Below are 19261 nucleotides of genomic sequence, written 5' to 3'. Positions count from 1 at the left end.
AATCATGGCAATATTCAAATCCGTTTCAGATTCTCACTTCGAGCTCGATGGCGTATTATATCCAAAAATTTACGATGTAAAAAAAGAAAGTACAACAATAAGTCTTTTTAACGTGCATTCAGAAAAATGGTTGAACGGCGGATCTTTTCATATTTCTGACATTACAATTGAGACCTTAGTCCGTGCAGATTTTGCTACGGAAATTTTATTTTTAAACGAGCTCAAAAAAACGGTTTTTAAAAAAGGCGGGGGCAACGGCATGGGGTTGCAAGGGAGTAACACTCTTTATTTCGATGATGCGACCTATGTCTATATATCAGGACTTCGTTCCAATGGCGACTGGTATGTAAATAGAAATACTATTGCTGATAATACACAAACAACAGCAACGGAAACTAATAATGGAGGACAAACAACACAGCCTTTAACTTTGGTGATTTGTCAAGGTTTGAGTTATTCTTAATTTTTAATATAATAACACTATGGCATTTAAAAATTCACTACAAAATATTGAAAACTTATTGAAACATAAGGAATTAGTGTTTGCTCAAAATCAAGAAATAAATTCTCTTATTTATCCAGGCTATAAAGAAGAGGATAATTTCTATGGCGATTTAAAAGATATAAGAACCCTACGTTTCATTGCAGGACAATACACATTATTAGATGTTAAAGAACTTGATTACTTATTATCTTTAAATGATGAAGAAATAAATAATGAAGTAGCCAGATACCAGAGAGAACTAACAGAAAAGCAAATTGAAAAATACAGTTTAAACAAGTCTCTTGTCTATTTTTATAAGTCTATGAGAAAGGACGGTTCTTACGCAATTTCAAAAGAGTTTTACACAACAAAAATAAAACCTTTTGTTGATTGGGAATATCTTTGTGATGTAGAAGGGTTAAAAATCACAGTAGATTTACTGAAAAGTAAAAAGAGTCATAAGATAAACCTTGTGAAGTGTGAGAATATATTGAAGAAAGTTATAGAACCAGTGCCCTTTCCTTTTGTTGCTCCGTATCGTACAGAAAAGGAAAAAGCAGTAATAAATATCAAGATTCAAGAGATTATAGAAAAAAATGCAACAGATATAAATAAATATTTATCTCGATGTATCAGTTCAACTTTTACCCTCGCAGGGGTAGCTATTACACAATCAGGAACAGACACTAACCTATCTGGTCTTTCTGTTATAACAGGAGTTACCTCCAAGCTAATGGGTGGGGCTACTTTATATGATTTAAACAATCTTATTTTGGTTGTAGCAGGAACATTGAGTTATGATGCCATAACAGAAAAATTAGCTTTTGGTTTAGCATCAGGCTTTCTTTCTCTAACTACTAATGCAGGAGGAAGTATAACTGTAAACGGAACTAAAGTTTATGGCACACACACGGAATATACAAAAGAAATAGGCATTTACATAGAAAGAGCTGGTTCAGACTTTGATCCAGCACAAAGTTGGTTATTAAATAATGGAAGTTTCACTTTAAACGGAGCAGGGGTGGAATGTGATGGGGTCTTTGAATTTGCAGCAGCTGGAACATTTACAGCAACAAATGCTTTGATTCGTAGTCGTGCTGTTTTGGCAAATATGCGTATGTGGGGGACCAATACGAATGTAAACGGATTAGACCTATATAATGTTAACCCTACTTACCTTCTCACAGAACCAACAGCGTTTAATGGGGTGCGGTTATTCGGAGGTCGTATGATTTTTGTTTCATTACCACCAACAACATCAACAACACCGAGAACCTTTGAAGACCTTGGAGCAATAGGAGCAGTAGGAAATGTCGGGGTCTTCGGGAATCCAGCTGAGGGACAGTTTTTTGAACTAAAAAATTATTTAGACCAAAAAGGATTTTTACTTGGGCAAAATAATACATCTAATACAAGTTTTAGATTTACGAAAGGAATAGATGCAACAATAGAAGACTCTACGGGAAGTCCTATTGAAGGAGCTGTAGTGTTTTCAGAAGATGTTGATAATGGGAATAGAGATTCCGATTATTCGGCAGATGAAAATGCTGTGGGGACGACAAATGCGAGTGGGATTGCCAGTGTTGATAAGGTCGTAAGTATTGCATATCGTAATACAAGCACAGGAGGCGGGGCAGCAGGTGCTACACCTACTTTTGACTTTAAAAACACGGATAATAATAATACTGGGGATGATACAGTTTATTTTTATAGTTATAATCATCAAATATCACAAACCGCCGTAAATCTTTTAGGTAACGGCAATTTAGATTTAAGGTGGACTTTGTTTGATGATAATAATATTTCCCAAATCATCAAAGCGACAGTTGATGCTTATACTACCATCGACAACCTCGATCAACTGTATGATAGAGCCAAGTCTTGGAAAGTAGATAGTGCGAATGTGGAAGTTCCAAGTCTTAGTGATTTGCTTTTTACAGGAAATGGAACAGAACTTATTTTAGAAACTGGGTGGAATATTTTAGTATATGACAAAGCAGGAAGTGTCTTTGCGGTAGATACAGGAACAAAAACTATCACAATAAAAGCGAGTGATTTAGATGAAGGAACTAAATTCAAAACATTGAAATTACAAGGAACAGGAACAATATCAGTAACAGCTTCTGAAACTATTTCAATGCCTTATGAAGACGCTAATGGAATGATTGTAAAAATATCTGCTCCTGCTAACTTCACAATCAAAGGAACAAGTATTGCATATACTCAGGGTGTAACATCAATAACAACACAAGTTGCAATTGGGACAGTAGTTGAATATGCTATTTGGAGTTTAGGTAAAAAAATAGTGTATATAACTCAAACAATTAATGAACCAACTACTATAGATATAAATTATGAAAGTGAAGCTTTTGTAAACACTGCACTGGATGTTTCTACACAAGTTGCGAACATAGATGCAAGTAATGTAGGGGGAATCCTTACATATAAGTTTGGAGAAATGGAGCTTACCCTTGAACAGGCAAAAGCAGTGTCTCATAGAATATTTGAAGATGAAATAGCTCTTGATTTAGTTCTGACAAGTAACGCAACAGGGGCAGTGGACTTGTTACAAGATAGTATAAGAATTAATGCACCAGTTGTACACTTGGAAAGAAAAGATGCTCTGACAATATCTCAAGAAGTTAATTTGAGGTCTTATATTGATATAACAAATGCAGTAGCAATAAATCCAGCATATATACTTACTCCTGCTGATACAGATGGATTAAGAGTTATCTACTATAAAGACCCTATTGCTATTGATTATGACCAAATAGAAAACAAAGTTTGGAATGGTACAGATGGAACTCTTATAAAAGCACAACAAAAAAATCAATTAACAGAAATTTCTAAAGTCTCTAATCCATAAAAATATAAAAACAAAAAATATGAAAACTATATTAAAAGTACTGCTTTTTATTACCTCCTTAAGTTTAGGAGCGCAATCCGGAACTCCAATACAACATTCCACTGGTGCTAAATTTCCAAACGCCACAGAGGTCACAACAGCGGTGAAAATTCCTTTATTGGACACGAATTTAAAAATGAATACTTGGATCAGTGCAGCTAATTTGTTGGCTCAAATCCAACTGGAAACGTTTACAGAAAGTGGAACACGGGCAGGTGGTGATGCTATAACCATTGTTGGCGATCATGATGACACTTCAAACGGTACAAAAATAAAAATAGATGATGCCACCGAAAAAATAACTTTGCTTTCTAAAAAAATATCCATTGGAACAACAGATACTCACACACTAAACTCAACGGTTTTTCAAAAAATAATTGAAAACCCATTACTTGGAGGAGCGATGGCTAATGAAGTAAAAATATTAGAAAGAACCCATAATCCAACTGGAACGGGTTATTATCACGGGGAACACAAGACTATTACACGTTCTGGAACGGATAATGAAACGGGAACGAAAGGGGTACAATTAATAGTTGAGAAAACTGGTGATTTTGATTCATTAGTTTTATATGGAAGAGATTTAGAAGTTAATTTAGATGGAGAAGGCACTACAACATTTCTCATTGGAGAAGCAATGGATGTGAGGGCGAGAGGTACTAAAGTGCAAAGTATAAATGGAGTAGGGAGAGGTACTAGCATAACATTGTTAGCTGATAATCCAAATGTGACTGGTTATTTCCAGACTTCACATCCCGTTTTAGATTTAAAGCAAGGACATATTACTGGCGGAGAGACTATATTCATGGATTTCGACATAGATCACAGTAATCCCAATTTAGATGTTCAAGGAGATTTAACTTATTTAGCAGGAGGAGGAGGTTCTGATGTTGCCGCCATGAAAACTAAACTAGAAGCTATTAACAAAAAGTTCAGATTTATACACAACCAAGGAGAAACTGAATCAGATTTTGGAGGAATATTAAATTATACAGGCAGTGTTTCTAATATTGAAAACGCAAGCAATAAAGTGTTGATTAACAAAGAGTATTTAGAATCATTAAATTACATAGATGGCACAGGAACAGCTAATTATTTATCTAAATTCACTGATTCAGACACTGAGGCAGATAGTCAAATATTCGACAACGGAACAAATGTAGGTATAGGAACAGCAACGCCAAGCGCTTCAGCAAAGCTACAATTAGACAGCACATCACAAGGCTTTTTACCACCACGTATGACGGAAGTACAACGAGATGCTATTATAAGCCCAGAAGAAGGGCTAATGATTTATCAAACAGACGCAACGAAGGGTTGGTATGGTTATAACGGCACAGCTTGGATTCAATTATAATTAAATAAGAAAATGAAAATTAAAGCACTATTTGCCTTTACTAACTTTATATACATCAACGTAGCCGCAGGCTTGACTGATTATTTTTTTAACAAAGAAAATCTAACAGCAATGGGGCTTTTGATTGGGCTTTACTTATTTGCTTTTGCGGTTGGTGACTTATTTGGTGAATCCAATTCATTTTCAAAAAAAGACGTTGTAAGCGGTTTGGTGCTGAGTATTTTCTTAGGAGTGCTAGGCTCAGTTATAGTGTATCATAGCTCTAAGATACCTCCAATTGCAGTGTATGTATCCTTTGCAGTCGTATCTATTGCGCCTCATCAAATTATAGCGTTTATACGCAATAATGTTACAGGAATTCTTGATAAAATCAAAAATAAAATTTTTAAATAATGGACTTAATTTTTTTACTGTCACAAAACGAATACACATTATGGCTGTTTATTGCTTCGCTCGTCATCGACGTTTGGGCACTCCGGCGCGTATATAATCATGTTCACGACATGAAGCTTTTAAAGTCATTGATCATTGACATTTTAACAGGTGTTATAGGGTCGTTGATATTTTTTGCTTACGGAGGATTATTTAATTTTTGGCTGTTTGTAATCGTCGCACAGGTTTTGATTCGGTGTAATGCACTTGTGGACATACACGAGAAAAGAGAGGCTGAATTGAAAAAAGCTTTAGAAAAAATAAATGAACAATTAAAAAATAAATAAATGTACATCCCAAAAAACTACAACATACATGAGTTGGCGCATCCTCAAATCATAAAGGCAATTGGAGAAAAACACACATGGAGACGCCTCGATGCTGAATGTTTACTTGATTTGCAAACCATCCGAGATGAGTGGTATAAAGTGTACGGCTCAGGGATCTATGTAAATCGTTTAAATCACGGACTAGACTCCAGAGGATTACGCCCACCAAACGATAAAGACGGGTCGTTTTATTCCACACACAAACAAGGCACTACATTTGATTTAGAGCCTGTAAATGGACTGTTACGAGAATTGTATAATTTCATTATTGAATTAATAAAATCAGGGAAACTAAAAAAAATAAACACACTCGAAAATTTTGAAGACACCTTAAAATGGGTGCATGTTGGGTATATGAACACAACAGAAAAACCTCTAATTATTTACTTATGAAACCAAAGAAAAAATTTAAAGACACCACGGTAGGCAAATTGTTGCTTGGAGCTGTATCCATGATTTCACCACCATTAGGCAGTATTTTGGAAGGTCTTTCAACACCCGAAGAAGCAATCGAAGCGATTGCGCAAAGTCAAATTTCTAATGAAGATAAAATCAAACTTCAGACACTCATCTATGACCAACAAAACAAGGAAATGGAATCAATTACCGCTCGTTGGAAATCGGGTCAATTAAGTGATAGTTGGATGTCCAAAAACGTTAGACCCATGGTTCTGATTTGGTGCGTTGTTATTTTTACGCTTTGCGGTATTTTAGACAGTATTGACGGCATTGGGTTCACTATCAATCCACTTTGGAATGACACGTTTGAAAAGGTTATGATGACCGTTGTATTGGCGTATTTTGGCGGCCGTACTTTTGAAAAAATTAAATCGTTACTAAAGTAAAATATGACCATTAACTTAAAAATACCAACATCGTGGAATGATTTAAATATCTGGCAACTCAAAAAAATTGCCAGATATTCGCATTCCAATTTGTCTGGAATTATTTTTGATTACAAAATATTTTTGGTTTTGCTCAATGTGAGGTGGTGGCACTTTCGTAAAAAATGGAAAGTCCAAAAAACATTGTTAAATGTCACGCTCTCAAATTTAAAAAAAGAATACAGTTGGTTGCAGTCCGGACTGGATCTCACAACCTTTATCCCATGCATCAAAATCAAATCCCAAAAATGGTTCGCGCCATCCGATCGGATCAATAACCTAACCGTGGATGAGTTTGCACACGCTGAAGACCTCTATTTAGGATGGTTCAACGATAAAGACTTCGAATACCTTCGTTATTTAGTGGCAGTCCTCTATCGGGAGTTGGACGCCAATGGCAAACGAAAACCCTTTGACAAAACCGAATTGGACGCCCGAGCGCGGCATTTATCAAAACTCAATCAAGAAACTCTGCTGGCCATCCTACTAAGCTACCAAGGATCTCGAACGCATTTGTTCAAACAATTTCCAACCGTATTTCCAAAACCAAAAGAAAATGCAAAAACACCAAAATCAAGCGGTTTTGGAAAATTAGTACTTCATTTTTCTGGTGGGAAATTCGGCACTCACAACGAAACCAAAGACACCAACGTCTATGTATTTATGTCTGAATTTGAAAACCAACTAAAAAACAAGCCCTATGCCTAGAACTTCATTTTTAGATATTGTCACCTATTTAGAAGATTTAGCTACCAAACATGCAGATATTAACGAATCGTACAGATGGAACGTTCTCGATGCTTCCGGTGCCATGCGGTCTGGGATAAACACCCCTCTTATGCTCATTGATGCTATTGAAACCCAAACCACCGGAGGACCCGGCAAAACCATCCATAAAAACACCACCGCCATTACCATACTGGGAAAGCCAAACACGCCCACCGCTCATGCAGATGCCTACCAATCTCAAAACGAAGTCCTGGACCATTGCCAAAAAATTTGTTTTGAAATAGAGGCGCGCATCATTCACGATTCCAAACAAACAGTGGACGCCAGTGGCAACAAAAATTGGATGTATGGATTGGTGGACAGATCAAGTTTTCATTTTTTTAAAGTAGGTCCTATTTTTTCGGACAGATTATTTGGGTACCGTTGCGAGCTGACGTTAAAAAATACTGTACCCGACTGTCCGGATAAAACAAAATGGAGCGATTTGTAAAAATTTTACTTCTTATTTGGGTTATTTCTGTTTAATTATTTTTAAAAAATGTTAAACATTCTATTTAGTTGTAGTATATTGCACTTTCGTAAGTCCCAAAGCCTATGATTATTAGAACCAAATTTTTAACAACAACAAAAGAGTTAGCGCCCAGAAATGTGCCACAATTATTTTTGGTTTTGGGATTCTACAAGCTCTTTTGCTTAAACCAAATCCATTATGAAAAACCCCAAACCAAAACACCCGTTTCTTGTTAACTTCATAAACCGAGAAGATGTCCTCGAAATGTTTCCAGAAAAAAAAATCTGATCCATTACCAATCGACCGTCTTACATCACCATAAGATTTAAAGAAGACGATTTTAAAGACGTTGAATTATGAGTAACATACACGAACATTTCAAAGCCAAAGCTTATGAAGAATTAAAAGCACTTCACAAAAGCGGCAAACTATCCTCAGAAGCCATGCTGTTTTTTTTTGAGTGCAGCGCGCACCAGTACCGTTTTGAAAAAGACACCACTGGAATCAAAACCAAAAAAGTAAGGAAGTTTTGTTTAAACTAACATTTATAACCACTCCCAAAAAGAGTGGTTTTTTTTTTTTGTACATTTCGCAAACCTTAAATCTTAAACCTATGAATTTTTTAAAAAAATTGTTTGGTCCCAAAACACCAAAAAAACCTCAAATCAAATCAAATTTTAAAATTTTAGATGATTTGGACAATCTTCCAAACTTTAAAGCTGGAGCAGAAGTCAGGGCGATGTATAAGGATGGCTATGAAAAAGAAAAATACATAAAGTGTAAAGAAAAATCTAGATCAACTAAATATGATGCTGTCATTATATCGGTTATAAATAAGTCAGATCCTTATAAATTAGTGTTTAAATATTGTGAATGGAAATACAATAAAATAAATTTTTCAGATGAAGTTTATACTACTATTAAAAATAAAATAAATGAAATCGACCCTAATAAATACGACTTGCCCGAGTTGTATAAATGGATCAGTTATAATGAGATTTATCTATTTCAAGATGTCTATAATAACGTTATTTATAGGATTTTTGAATTGCAAGAAAAAACATTCATTCCAGAGTTATTTAAAACCACCCCGCCCAAAGCATCTCAATTTTTAAATGCTCGAAAAAAAGAATATAAACCTTTTTTCTCTTTAAAATTAGATAAAGCAATTGAGGATTTAAAAACACTCGAAGGGTACGAAGCGTTGAGAAAAGAGAAAATTAAAATTGCACCAAACGTATCAAAAAATATAAAATCAGGGAATGTTGAAAAGCTAGAGATTTATGAAAAGAAGATGAGAGATGTCAATGATCGTATTTCTGAATTGATAAAAAACTACTTTAATTAATTTTTCTTATATTTGAACCATCAAAAGAAACAGAACAATGATTATTAACAACATTTTTCTAACAATACAGCAGGAGTTCGGTAGCGGTAACGCCCGACAGCTCTCATTACTTCGGTTCTGTTTCGGCTGGATAGCTCCTGTTATTTTTAATCCTTTCTATTATGTTATCAAACGAAACAGAACAAGAACCCTTAACAGCTGAGGCTGAATTCAAAAAATTCCTAAAAACCGAAAACCTCCCATACCTATTGGAGGTGCTTCAGGATGCCCACACGGCCTATGTGCTAAAGGCAGAGGACGAAACCAACTACGCTGTCAACAAAGAGGAGTTCATGGAAGCAAAATCACAAATCTTTGATTCTGTCAGAAGATTTGAAACCCTTATTTTTCTGGTCGTAAAATTAATTAAATTACAAACCTCAAAAACCGAAAAACATGGGTAGTTTACACGAACATTTCCGAGCCGTGGCTTATGAAGAGCTCAAAGCCTTGCACAAACAAAAAAAACTATCGTCCGAAGCGATGCTATTTTTCTTTGAATGCAGTTCCCACCAGTACAAATTTGAAAAAAACAACGGCATTAAAAACCCCAAAAAAATATACCGCTTTTGTTTAAATTAAATTTTTTAAACCGCTGTTAACGTAGCGGTTTTTTTATGTCCTATTCTAAAAATGGGGGGCGTGCTAAATTGCCGGTAAATTAGTAGGAATGGGAGTCACAAATTTTGCACAACTAGAAAAACAAGCCGGACAAAAAGCAGCGTTGCTACTTCGCAAGTCGCTAAAAAATCTTATAAAAAACAGATTTGAAACCACGTCCGGGAACAGCGCACTTTTAAAAAGCACGGTGCTTGGCAGAATGAACGGCCCCGAACTCCAACGATTAATCATTAAGATGCCACATTACGGCTTCAAAAATCATTTTGGATTTGAGGGCGTAAAATCCAACGGAATCAAAATGCGACTTCTAAGCAATCAAGGCTTTTTGTCTGAAGCTATGGAGGCTAACAATGCCTTGGAAACTCTGGCCACCGAAATCGGAAACATACGAGGCGATGAAGTCATTTCTAAAATCAATTTCTAATGGCAGATAAAAAAATAACCCGACAACTGTCCATCTTCATCAATGGAAAAGAAATCAAAAACAGTCTTGGCGGTATTGGTCGTGAAATAGGGATCATAAAAAAGAAACTCAAAGAAGCCAACGATCCTAAAGACATCAAAAAATACAAAGCTGAGCTAGACAAACTAGGCAAAGCCTATGGGAAAGTAAAAACAGAAATATATGGCGTTAACAAAACGCTAAAGGACGGAAAAACAAGCGTCCTGGGTTATGTCAAAGCATTTGCCGGTGGTTTCATTATTGCAGACGTTTTAAAAGCCGGGTTCAGGGCAGCCCGAGAATTTGTGAACGAATCCATCCAATTGGCAGAAGAAGCCAAAGGGGTTGAATTTGCGTTTAAACAAATCGAAGGCAGTTCAGAAATATTGGAGCGCGCTCGTACCGCAACTCGTGGATTAATTACGAATTTGGACATTAAAAAAGCCGCCAATGTCTTCAAAAACTTCAAAATAGACATGGAGCCCTTTCCAGAATTGTTGGAGTTTGTATCTACCAGAGCGGCCCAAACTGGTGAAAACTTTGACGGAATGCTCAATAGTTTAGTTGAGGGGCTGTCCAAAGAATCGAAGTTGCGAATTGACAATCTTGGGATCTCTCAAAAAGATTTGAATGCAGAGCTAGAAAAAACGCCCAACTTTGTACAAGCGGTTGCTAATATTGCCAAAAAAGAATTGACCAGTGCCGGGAGCATCTTAGACGATGCCGCCAATTCCAGTTTAAAATGGAATGTATCTTTAGAGAATTTGCAGCTCAGAATCGGTAAATTAGCATTGAAGTCCGGGCTTATAAAAGATATTAAAAGTGCCGGAGCATCTTTTTTAGATGCTATTGCGCCTGCTGATCGTTTCAGTGAGAAATTGCGCCAGCAGCAATTTGAAACTAATTCTTTGGTGACTGCAATTACAAGAGCCAATCAATCGCAAAAAATAAGACAAACTTTAATTAATGAGTTGCAAACTAAATATCCTAATTTCTTAAAAAATTTAGATATTGAAAAAGTAACCAACAAACAGTTACGGGATCGATTGAAGGAGGTTAATATCGAATACCGAGAACGTATAAAGTTAGAAGCACTAAAAGAAATCTCCGCAGACAAACAAAAAGAAGGCGTCGAAGCATTTAGAAAAGAATACGAACTCAATAAGGAAATAGGAGAATTACGTGTCAAAAGTAAAGTTGAAATAGCTAAAACAGATGCGGATATTTTGGAGTTTTACAATAATGAGGGCGGTAATAAAATAGTAGGAGCGACAAGCGATCATTTGAAAACGTTGATTTCTATTGGTGGAAAATTGAATGAAATAAATTCTTTAAAAGAAAAACAAGCCAAAATTAGTGAAGAGCTTCAGGCTTTAGATGAAAAAGCCAGTGAGTTTGTGGTGACTCCAACATACACCGAAGGCGGTGAAGGCGTAACACCCACTGGTAATGAATCCGATTTAACTGAAGAAGAAAAAAAGCGAATTGCCACTCTAAAAGACCTTTACAAAAAAGGTCAAAAGGAACTCAATGACCTTATTAAAAAAGGAAATGAAGACCGTCTTCTCAACCAAAAACAAGGCATTGAAAAAGAGTTGTTGGCCATAGATCAAAAATACGCCAGACTCAAAGAAAAATTTATTCTATCCGAAGAAGAGAAAAAGGCACTTTCTGTAACTGAATTAGCTGCACGCGAAGATGCTCTGACCGAATTGGACGACCAAAAAGCCCGGGAAAAACAAGAGTTAAAAATTCAAAGGGATGCAGAATTTAAAGAGGAGTTGGACGCTATTAAGGCAGAGAATAAGCTTTTAGAAGACGAGGCAAAATTAGAATTAGAAATTGAAAAAGCCACGACTGAAGAAGAACGTCAGTTGGCTGTAATTGATAAGGCTCAATATGTTGCAAACGTTTTATTAGAAATTGAAAAAAATAAACTATTAAAAGAATATAAGCTCAAAAATGCGACTGCATCGCAAATAGCAGCCTTAGAAACTCAATTTGCTCTAAAAAAAGCTGCGGCCACAAAAGTATTTGATAAGCAACGCGAAAAAGCCAATAAAGATGGTGCTGAACAGGAAAAAGCAACTATTAATGAACGTCGTCAAGCCTATGCAGATCTGTTTGGCAATATTGCTCAATTACTAGGAGAGAACACCGCAGCAGGTAAAGCCGCGGCAATTGCACAAGCCACCATTAACACCTATCAAGGGGTTACGGAGGTTTGGCGTGCAAAATCAATACTTCCAGAACCTTTTGGCACGGCTGCAAAGGTGGTAAGTACCGGGGTTGTTTTGGCTAGTGGATTAAAATCTGTCGGTGTTATAAAAGGGACTGGCACAGGCTTCTACGACGGTGGTCCCACAGGCGACAAAGCCATTTATAAGGATGAGTTTGGCGCGGTGACAGGTGTTGTTCATGAGAACGAGTGGGTCGCTCCAGAATGGATGAACAAAAGCCCACGCTATGCTCCTACGATTAATTGGCTAGAGAAAGAACGTAAAAAAGAAATGGGGCAATTTTTTGATGGCGGCAATACGTCTGAGCCATCCTCTATTGAAACCGCCACAGAAACAGACACCGAAACCGCCGATCCAAACGCTATGAATTTTGCGTTGATGCAAATGCTTGAAAAGTTTTCTGCAAAACTAGATGAAGGCATCAAAGCCTACACCGTTCGCGATTATGACGACTTTATAGAGCGCAAAGAAATAGACCAGGAGCACAACGAAATTTTTGAAAATACACGTCACTCATGATATATACCGGAGATTATACAGCAGCAAACATTTACGGAACTTCTAAGGGTTTCAAAATAAAAGCCACGACTACTGATACAGATACTTTTTTGTCTGTAAAACTGACCGTTAATTTTAACGGAGAACAATGGATACATACGTTTGAAGTTCCATTTTTCCAGAACAAAGCTGAATTGTATATTGAAAATTACATTCACAGTATTATCACTCAAAAATTTTCTGTCCCTAGTTTTTTTGTGAACGATTATAAAATTAATAGTTACGATCTTGCAACGGTGAAAATGGAACTTTCAGAAATGAAGGCAACCGTTTCGGTTAGTGCTCACGTATCTACTTTTTATATGGTTCTTGGAAACTTCGTTACCGTAAGCCAAAGCGCTTTAACTAGTGGAAATATATACACATTGCCTTCAAATCAATCCAATTATGTGTCTGAAAATGGCATGTTATCGTTTACGTTTCTGTCCTTGACACTTCCGGACACCCTCACCGTTAACGATGGCGTGACCAGTTCAATTAAAACACTGCCAACCGTCACGTCTTCTAAAAAATTGCACACGTTGACGGTTCCTGTTGAAAAAATAAAGAGTGGGGCTTCCGATTCTTTGTTGTTAAGGTTAAATTTTGGATCTAATAGCTACGCTGAATTAGGAACGTTTAATATTCAGTATGAAGGCATTGATCACAATTTGATTGCTTATCAAAACGAGTTTGGAACCCTGTCCGTTATGGAATTAACCGGAGAACTCCAAACCGACGAGCAATACAAGGAATCTGTTTTTAGACACTCAAATAACAAAAAAGTAAGCTTGACACCTACGAAAATTGAGATAAAAAAAATGTACGCCATCAATACTGGCTATATGCGTGATGATAGTAAATATGAGATGCTTAGGTCTCTTTTAAAATCCTTCAATCGGTATATTTTTGATAGTGGTTTTAAAAGAATTATACTAAGTAGCGCGCAAAAAATAAAGCCGTTCAAATCGGATTATTACTTAAACAACGAAACTTTAAAATTCAAACTTTCAGAAAATGACGATATTTACTACCGACCTTTTTAGACTCAATCTTTCGCATCTAAATATTAAGTTCTCTGAAGAAAATTCTTTTTTTGAAAAGGACATAATCAAACAACAGTCGTTCCCGTTTAAGGTTCCACGAGAGCGCAGTTTTTTATCGTTCTTTGATTTTATCGAATCTCATAACAGTACGGAGTCTAATAAATATGTCAAAGGAATCCTGTTTAGAAATGACAAGTTTTACGATGCTGAGTTGATGGTGATTCGGATTGCTAAAGAAATTGAAGCCGTATTTTATTACAAGGCTGATAATCTGACTATTTTTGATAAAAACCTCAGGGATTTACCTTGGGGCACAATTGATGTAGGGGATAGTATTTTTGATTATGCAAAACAAACCATCGCAAAAGATTATCCTGAAACTAAGGTTAATTTTCCAAGAATTTATGCTCCAGAATTATATAAAGACTATGGTTTTGGGTCGCACACTGGTTATATAAATGAAGTTGTTGGGGGTGATTTTTCTGAGACGTTTCCAAATCCTTTCAATTTGCCTGTTCGTTTTTATAAAATGAATGAGATTAGGCCCTTCATGTATTTAAGGGAAATTTTAAAAGGTATTTTTGATGAAATTGGTTATACAATTTCTGGGGACTTTATAACCAATGCGAGTCTTGAAAAGTGTTTGCTGTACAATCAAACTTCAGTTTTTTACACAAATGAAGATACTTCTATAAGTGACTCCTTAAATCTTTCGTTGACACAATCCAATGTGCTTTCCGGTTCTGCTGTAACACATAATGAATATTCTGAAAATATTGAGATGACCAGTTATGGTTCTTTTGCTACAAAAATAAATATCGAAGGCGTGTTGCCGAATGTTAATGGCGGTTCATTTCGTGTCACTTGTTTATTTAATAATGTCATCAAACAGGTTCAAATTATCAATTCATCAACGGATAACACGGAAATTAATTTTAATAGAACTTTAGAATTCGAATTTGATGTTGATAAGAATCAAATAGGAAGTTTTCTACAAATAAAAGTTGTTTGTATTGCATCTGTCAAGCCTACTATAAAAGGAGATTATGAATTGAATGGAACAAAGCGACCTTTGTATGAAAATATAATTTCTAAAAGTGATTTGCTTCCAGATATTTCGGTAGGTAGTTTTATAATTGCTTTAGAAAAATCGATAAACATTGGTTCTGTATTTGATCCACCTTCAAAAAATGTTAATTTTAGTCTGTTTAATAATTTTATTGCTAATAAACCGTCGTTGGATCTGTCTGAGTACGGTCAGACATTAGTGCCTAGAAAATTAAACAAATCCATTGGCTATAAAATTTCATTTGCAGATGATGAAGTCTTATATTTTGATAAGGAAGGAAATTATATTGAATCGGCCACTGACTTTAAAGAGTATTCAATTCCCATAGAGCCGCTCAAAACGTCCTATGTAAATGGTGTTCCAAATGTGTCGCATCAGGAAGGACTTTCAATGTTGTTTTTTAAAGCCAATACAAATGCAAATCCCTTAGTTATTGATGCAGGTGTTTCTTATTCTCGTAAAGGTTTTATTGATCTATTTCTTAAAAATTGGATGTTTCAAAAATTAAATTCTGAAGAGTATAATTTAACGATCAATTTACCTTTATACCTGTCTTGTCAATTAGACTTGGAGCGCAAGCTTTGGATTTATAATAACAATTTTTTAATTCACTCTTTGAAACGAGTAAACATAAATTCGTTGTTTGAAAAAATAAATTTAAAACTCTTTAAGTTGAATAATAAAGCCCCGGCCGTTCAGACTTTTTTACCTCCAGTAATTAAAACCACCGCCGCATCGAATGTTAGTGGACAATTGCCGCATGAGACTAGTTTTTCAACGTCAGTAAATCCAGCCGTGGTTTCGAATCCACCTTATTTTTTAACTAAAATATATGCTAATGGTAGTACAGATCCGCAAGGTCTCGATTTGTCTTATGCTTGGGAATTAATAAGTTCTCCTACATCGTCACCGACTCCGTCTTTATCTTCTGAAAATTCAGACGATTCCATTCTTGTGTTTTCAAACACGGGATTGTTCAATTTAGATGGTGATTACGTAGTGAGAATTACAGTCACCAATTCTGAAGGGATGTCAAGCACTGAAGATTTAACGGTGACTGTGACTGATAACACCAGTAATCCACCAGTGAATCGTATTGTTTTGACTAAGTTAGATATAACTGAAATTGTAGCACCTTCAGGAAAATTTACTATTTCTTTTGTAGATATAAGTCCAACGAGTGTTCAGATGAGTTTACAAAAAATAACTCTGGCCACAGGTTTTCCAATTGGTGCGCCAATAATTTCAACGATTACAAATTTCACGCTTGCACATCATGAGATTGCTTTTCCTACGTCTGGATCTTGGAGAATTAGCGCAACTGCTGGAGTTGAAACGTCCAATTCCTTAGACTGGACCCGTTTCTTTTAAAATCCCATCCATCAGTCGGAGATCGTCATTCATCATGCTTTCAACTACGTGCGTGTAAATCATGGTCGTTTCAATACTCGAGTGATTTAATAATTGTTGAAGGTTTTGGATTTGCCCTCCTTGGATCAAAAAATTAGTTGCGAACGTATGGCGGCTGCTATGGTAGTGCAATCTTTTTTTAATGCCACACACTTTCGCAATGTTTTTCAACTCTCTATTGATATGCTCTCGGGTGTAGGCTCCTTCAAATACTTGTGGCATTTCAATGAGGTTTAAGGCTGTCTGGTTTAATTTCTGTCTTGTGATTTTTCCCGTTTTTTGAGCGGTGTAAACTAAATAGTCTTCTAAAAAATTGTCTTCCGTGATTTTTTCAATGTCTCCAATTCGCAATCCTGTAAAGCAACTGAATAAATAACGCTGCAAAATATGCTTCCATGTCCCATTGATAAACGGTGAGCCATAAAAATCATGTAATTTTTTGACTTCATCGGGCAATAAAAAAACAAAGTCCCCAACCATTGATTTTACTTGAATATCGCTGAATTTTAGCTCCGTCTTAATGTTTGCAGTATTGGCTTTGTGTAGAAATTTTTTGAAATTCTTAATCGTACTTTCAACGGTTGTTGGCTTATTTTTTAGCGTATTTTTTAGGTAGCTTTTAAACCGATCCAAAAAAGCTTGGTCAATGTCTATAAACAATAACGGTGATTTGTATCGTTTGATTTTATTTAGGCATCCCTTTTGTTGACGATAGGTTGTTGGACTAATTATTTTATTTTCAAATTGAAATTCCAAGGTTTTTTCTGCAAATAAATTAAAGTCAACCCGGAGTGATGGGTTTTGCAAATCTTCCAGAACCTTCACCAGAGAAATTCTTTCGTTGCTTAATCGATAGCTCACTTCAATTGCATTGAGATCCGCAAGTGTTTTTTCTATGATTAAATTATAATCTAACGAAAATTTAAAATTCTTTTTTACGCGTTGTGTTTTGGTATCGAATGAAGCCACAGGAACGGCTATGTCTAATGGTAACCGTTTGCGCTTACCATTGTAATAAATACTTAAAAAAAGAGCGCTGGTTCCATCCTCCCGGATGTAATCGTCCTTAATTCTGATTTTGTATGAAAGTTTCCCATTCATCTTTTGTGGGACAATTTGTGGGACAAAACTTGTCGGGTTTTCAAAATAATACATATATATAAGCGTTTTAAGGTTATCCGTAAACCAGTAAGAGCGAAGCAGTTAACAGCTTTTTGACTGTTAAATACTTCGCTTATTTTTGGCTTTGTGACCTCGGCAAGATTCAAACTTGCAACCTCTTGAGCCGTAATCAAGTGCACTATTCAGTTATGCTACGAGGCCATTTTGAGGGTGCAAATATAAGCTAATAATCTTTTTATCAAAAGAATATTGTATCAATTTCAAAAAACTTACTTTTGTGACTATACTTTAATTATTTTTAGTCATGAAAATAGAACAAATCTACACCAGTTGCTTGGCCCAGGGCGCCTACTATATCGAGTCCAATGGCGAAGTTGCAATCATCGATCCACTTCGAGAAACACAACATTATGTGGATAAAGCTACTGCCAATAATGCAAAAATAAAATTCATTTTTGAAACCCATATTCATGCCGATTTTGTGTCCGGTCATGTGGACTTGGCTAAAAAAACAGGAGCGACGATTGTCTTTGGTCCAAATGCCAAAACAACCTTCAATTCTTACAATGCCTCCGATAATGAAGAATTTAAAGTTGGAAACATTACCATTAAAGTATTACATACCCCTGGTCATACACTAGAATCTGTGACGTATTTACTCATTGATGAAAACGGGCAACACCATGCCGTGTTTACAGGCGATACGCTGTTTTTAGGAGATGTTGGACGTCCAGATTTGGCTGTTAAATCAGACCTCACTGAAAAAGATTTGGCGGGAATGTTGTTTCAATCCTTGCGATCAAAAATTATGACTTTAGACGATGCTGTGATTGTATATCCTGCACATGGAGCTGGATCGGCTTGCGGGAAAAATTTAAGTAAAGAAACGGTTGGCACCATTGGAGATCAAAAAAACACCAATTACGCCCTACGTTCCGATATGACCAAAGAAGAGTTTGTCACAGAAGTCCTAGACGGCATCAGTCCACCTCCACAATATTTTGCCAAAAATGCCAAAATGAATCAAAGTGGGTATTCCAATTTGGAACAAGTATTATCTAATGGTGACACCCCCCTTTCTGCGCAAGTGTTTGAACAATTGGCAAAATCCGAAGAGGCACTTATTTTAGATGTTCGTACACAACAAGACTTTATAAAAAATCACATTCCAGGGTCTATTTTTATTGGACTTAATGGCGGCTTTGCCCCCTGGGTTGGCGCGCTCATTACAGACATCAATCAACCCATCCTATTAGTCGTTCCTGAAGGGAAGTCAGAAGAAGCTGTGATCCGTTTAGCCCGCGTTGGCTATGACAACACGCTTGGCTATTTAGAAGGCGGGATGGACGCTTGGATCGCTTCGGGAAAAACAACCGATCAAATAATTTCTATTTCAGCAAAAGAGTTTTCAACAAAAACAAGAGAGAACAACCTCCATGTTTTGGATGTTCGTAAGGATGGCGAATATAACTCGATGCATTTGAAATTGGACGATCTGCAGCATTTCGCATTGGATTACATCAACCATCAAATGGATCAAATTGATGCCAACAAAACCTATTACATTCATTGTGCTGGTGGCTTCCGCTCTGTGATTGCGGCATCCATTTTAAAAGCACGTGGCTTTCGTAACATCGTTGATATCGCTGGTGGATTTACAGCGCTTAAAAAGACCGATTTATCACTATCTGAATTTGTATGCCCATCCACAATTTAATTGCTTTGACTATGACCACAACTCTTGAAATCTTAA

At 36.2% G+C, this 19261-nt stretch carries 19 protein-coding genes and 1 tRNA gene; 18 read left to right on the top strand and 2 right to left on the bottom strand.

Annotation, left to right across the window (positions count from 1 at the left end; genetic code table 11):
* Positions 1 to 4 precede the first annotated feature (4 nt).
* The 17 genes from FORMB_RS09030 to FORMB_RS08950 all read left to right on the top strand — a co-directional run bounded on the left by FORMB_RS09030 (position 5) and on the right by FORMB_RS08950 (position 16347).
* Positions 5 to 463, top strand: coding sequence for a hypothetical protein (locus FORMB_RS09030; RefSeq protein ID WP_069677139.1), 459 nt, complete (start codon positions 5 to 7; stop codon positions 461 to 463).
* 19 nt (positions 464 to 482) lie between these two features.
* Positions 483 to 3353 carry a hypothetical protein gene (locus tag FORMB_RS09025; protein WP_069677138.1) on the top strand — a complete coding sequence of 957 codons (2871 nt, stop codon included), beginning with the start codon at positions 483 to 485 and terminating at the stop codon, positions 3351 to 3353.
* A gap of 19 nt (positions 3354 to 3372) precedes the next feature.
* Positions 3373 to 4749, top strand: a complete 1377-nt coding sequence (locus tag FORMB_RS09020) for a hypothetical protein (RefSeq protein ID WP_069677137.1) — start codon at positions 3373 to 3375, stop codon at positions 4747 to 4749.
* Positions 4750 to 4761: 12 nt separating this feature from the next.
* Positions 4762 to 5142 carry a hypothetical protein gene (locus FORMB_RS09015; RefSeq protein ID WP_069677136.1) on the top strand — a complete coding sequence of 127 codons (381 nt, stop codon included), beginning with the start codon at positions 4762 to 4764 and terminating at the stop codon, positions 5140 to 5142.
* Complete coding sequence (locus FORMB_RS09010; protein WP_069677135.1) at positions 5142 to 5468, top strand: hypothetical protein; 327 nt, start codon at positions 5142 to 5144, stop codon at positions 5466 to 5468. Before FORMB_RS09015 ends, FORMB_RS09010 begins: the two co-directional genes overlap by 1 nt.
* Positions 5469 to 5903: a hypothetical protein gene (locus tag FORMB_RS09005; protein WP_069677134.1), complete on the top strand. Its 435-nt coding sequence runs from the start codon at positions 5469 to 5471 to the stop codon at positions 5901 to 5903. It abuts the gene before it with no gap.
* On the top strand, positions 5900 to 6355 hold the full coding sequence (locus tag FORMB_RS09000) for a hypothetical protein (RefSeq protein WP_069677133.1): 456 nt from the start codon (positions 5900 to 5902) through the stop codon (positions 6353 to 6355). The genes FORMB_RS09005 and FORMB_RS09000 overlap by 4 nt, the downstream gene beginning before the upstream one ends.
* A 3-nt stretch (positions 6356 to 6358) precedes the next feature.
* On the top strand, positions 6359 to 7102 hold the full coding sequence (locus tag FORMB_RS08995; RefSeq protein ID WP_069677132.1) for a hypothetical protein: 744 nt from the start codon (positions 6359 to 6361) through the stop codon (positions 7100 to 7102).
* Positions 7095 to 7613, top strand: a complete 519-nt coding sequence (locus FORMB_RS08990; RefSeq protein ID WP_069677131.1) for a hypothetical protein — start codon at positions 7095 to 7097, stop codon at positions 7611 to 7613. Before FORMB_RS08995 ends, FORMB_RS08990 begins: the two co-directional genes overlap by 8 nt.
* A 377-nt stretch (positions 7614 to 7990) precedes the next feature.
* Entirely contained in the window at positions 7991 to 8176 is a 186-nt protein-coding gene (locus FORMB_RS08985; protein WP_069677130.1) for a hypothetical protein, read from the top strand.
* Between the two features lie 71 nt (positions 8177 to 8247).
* Positions 8248 to 8982 carry a hypothetical protein gene (locus FORMB_RS08980; RefSeq protein ID WP_069677129.1) on the top strand — a complete coding sequence of 245 codons (735 nt, stop codon included), beginning with the start codon at positions 8248 to 8250 and terminating at the stop codon, positions 8980 to 8982.
* Between the two features lie 161 nt (positions 8983 to 9143).
* Complete coding sequence (locus FORMB_RS08975) at positions 9144 to 9425, top strand: hypothetical protein (RefSeq protein WP_069677128.1); 282 nt, start codon at positions 9144 to 9146, stop codon at positions 9423 to 9425.
* Positions 9418 to 9603: a hypothetical protein gene (locus tag FORMB_RS08970; RefSeq protein WP_069677127.1), complete on the top strand. Its 186-nt coding sequence runs from the start codon at positions 9418 to 9420 to the stop codon at positions 9601 to 9603. The genes FORMB_RS08975 and FORMB_RS08970 overlap by 8 nt, the downstream gene beginning before the upstream one ends.
* A gap of 88 nt (positions 9604 to 9691) precedes the next feature.
* The gene (locus FORMB_RS08965; RefSeq protein ID WP_069677126.1) at positions 9692 to 10066 is read left to right on the top strand and encodes a hypothetical protein; all 375 of its coding nucleotides are present in this window, start codon (positions 9692 to 9694) and stop codon (positions 10064 to 10066) included.
* Positions 10066 to 12843, top strand: a complete 2778-nt coding sequence (locus tag FORMB_RS08960) for a hypothetical protein (protein ID WP_069677125.1) — start codon at positions 10066 to 10068, stop codon at positions 12841 to 12843. Before FORMB_RS08965 ends, FORMB_RS08960 begins: the two co-directional genes overlap by 1 nt.
* Positions 12840 to 13907, top strand: a complete 1068-nt coding sequence (locus FORMB_RS08955; protein WP_069677124.1) for a hypothetical protein — start codon at positions 12840 to 12842, stop codon at positions 13905 to 13907. Before FORMB_RS08960 ends, FORMB_RS08955 begins: the two co-directional genes overlap by 4 nt.
* A complete protein-coding gene (locus tag FORMB_RS08950) occupies positions 13879 to 16347 on the top strand; it encodes a hypothetical protein (protein ID WP_069677123.1) in 2469 nt (822 codons plus the stop codon). Before FORMB_RS08955 ends, FORMB_RS08950 begins: the two co-directional genes overlap by 29 nt.
* Here the strand turns inward: FORMB_RS08950 and FORMB_RS08945 are convergent.
* Both FORMB_RS08945 and FORMB_RS08940 read right to left on the bottom strand, forming a co-directional pair.
* Positions 16324 to 17541 (bottom strand): site-specific integrase, encoded by a 1218-nt coding sequence (locus FORMB_RS08945; protein WP_069677122.1) that lies wholly within the window; start codon positions 17539 to 17541, stop codon positions 16324 to 16326. The genes FORMB_RS08950 and FORMB_RS08945 overlap by 24 nt on opposite strands.
* Before the next feature lie 94 nt (positions 17542 to 17635).
* Positions 17636 to 17709, bottom strand: a tRNA-Arg gene (locus FORMB_RS08940).
* Between the two features lie 103 nt (positions 17710 to 17812).
* Here FORMB_RS08940 and FORMB_RS08935 point away from each other — a divergent pair.
* Entirely contained in the window at positions 17813 to 19225 is a 1413-nt protein-coding gene (locus FORMB_RS08935; protein ID WP_069677121.1) for an MBL fold metallo-hydrolase, read from the top strand.
* Positions 19226 to 19261 lie beyond the last annotated feature (36 nt).

Origin of the sequence: Formosa sp. Hel1_33_131 (genome assembly GCF_001735745.1) — a bacterium.
Classification (GTDB): Bacteria; Bacteroidota; Bacteroidia; order Flavobacteriales; family Flavobacteriaceae; genus Hel1-33-131.
This window is presented reverse-complemented; position numbering and strand designations above follow the sequence as displayed.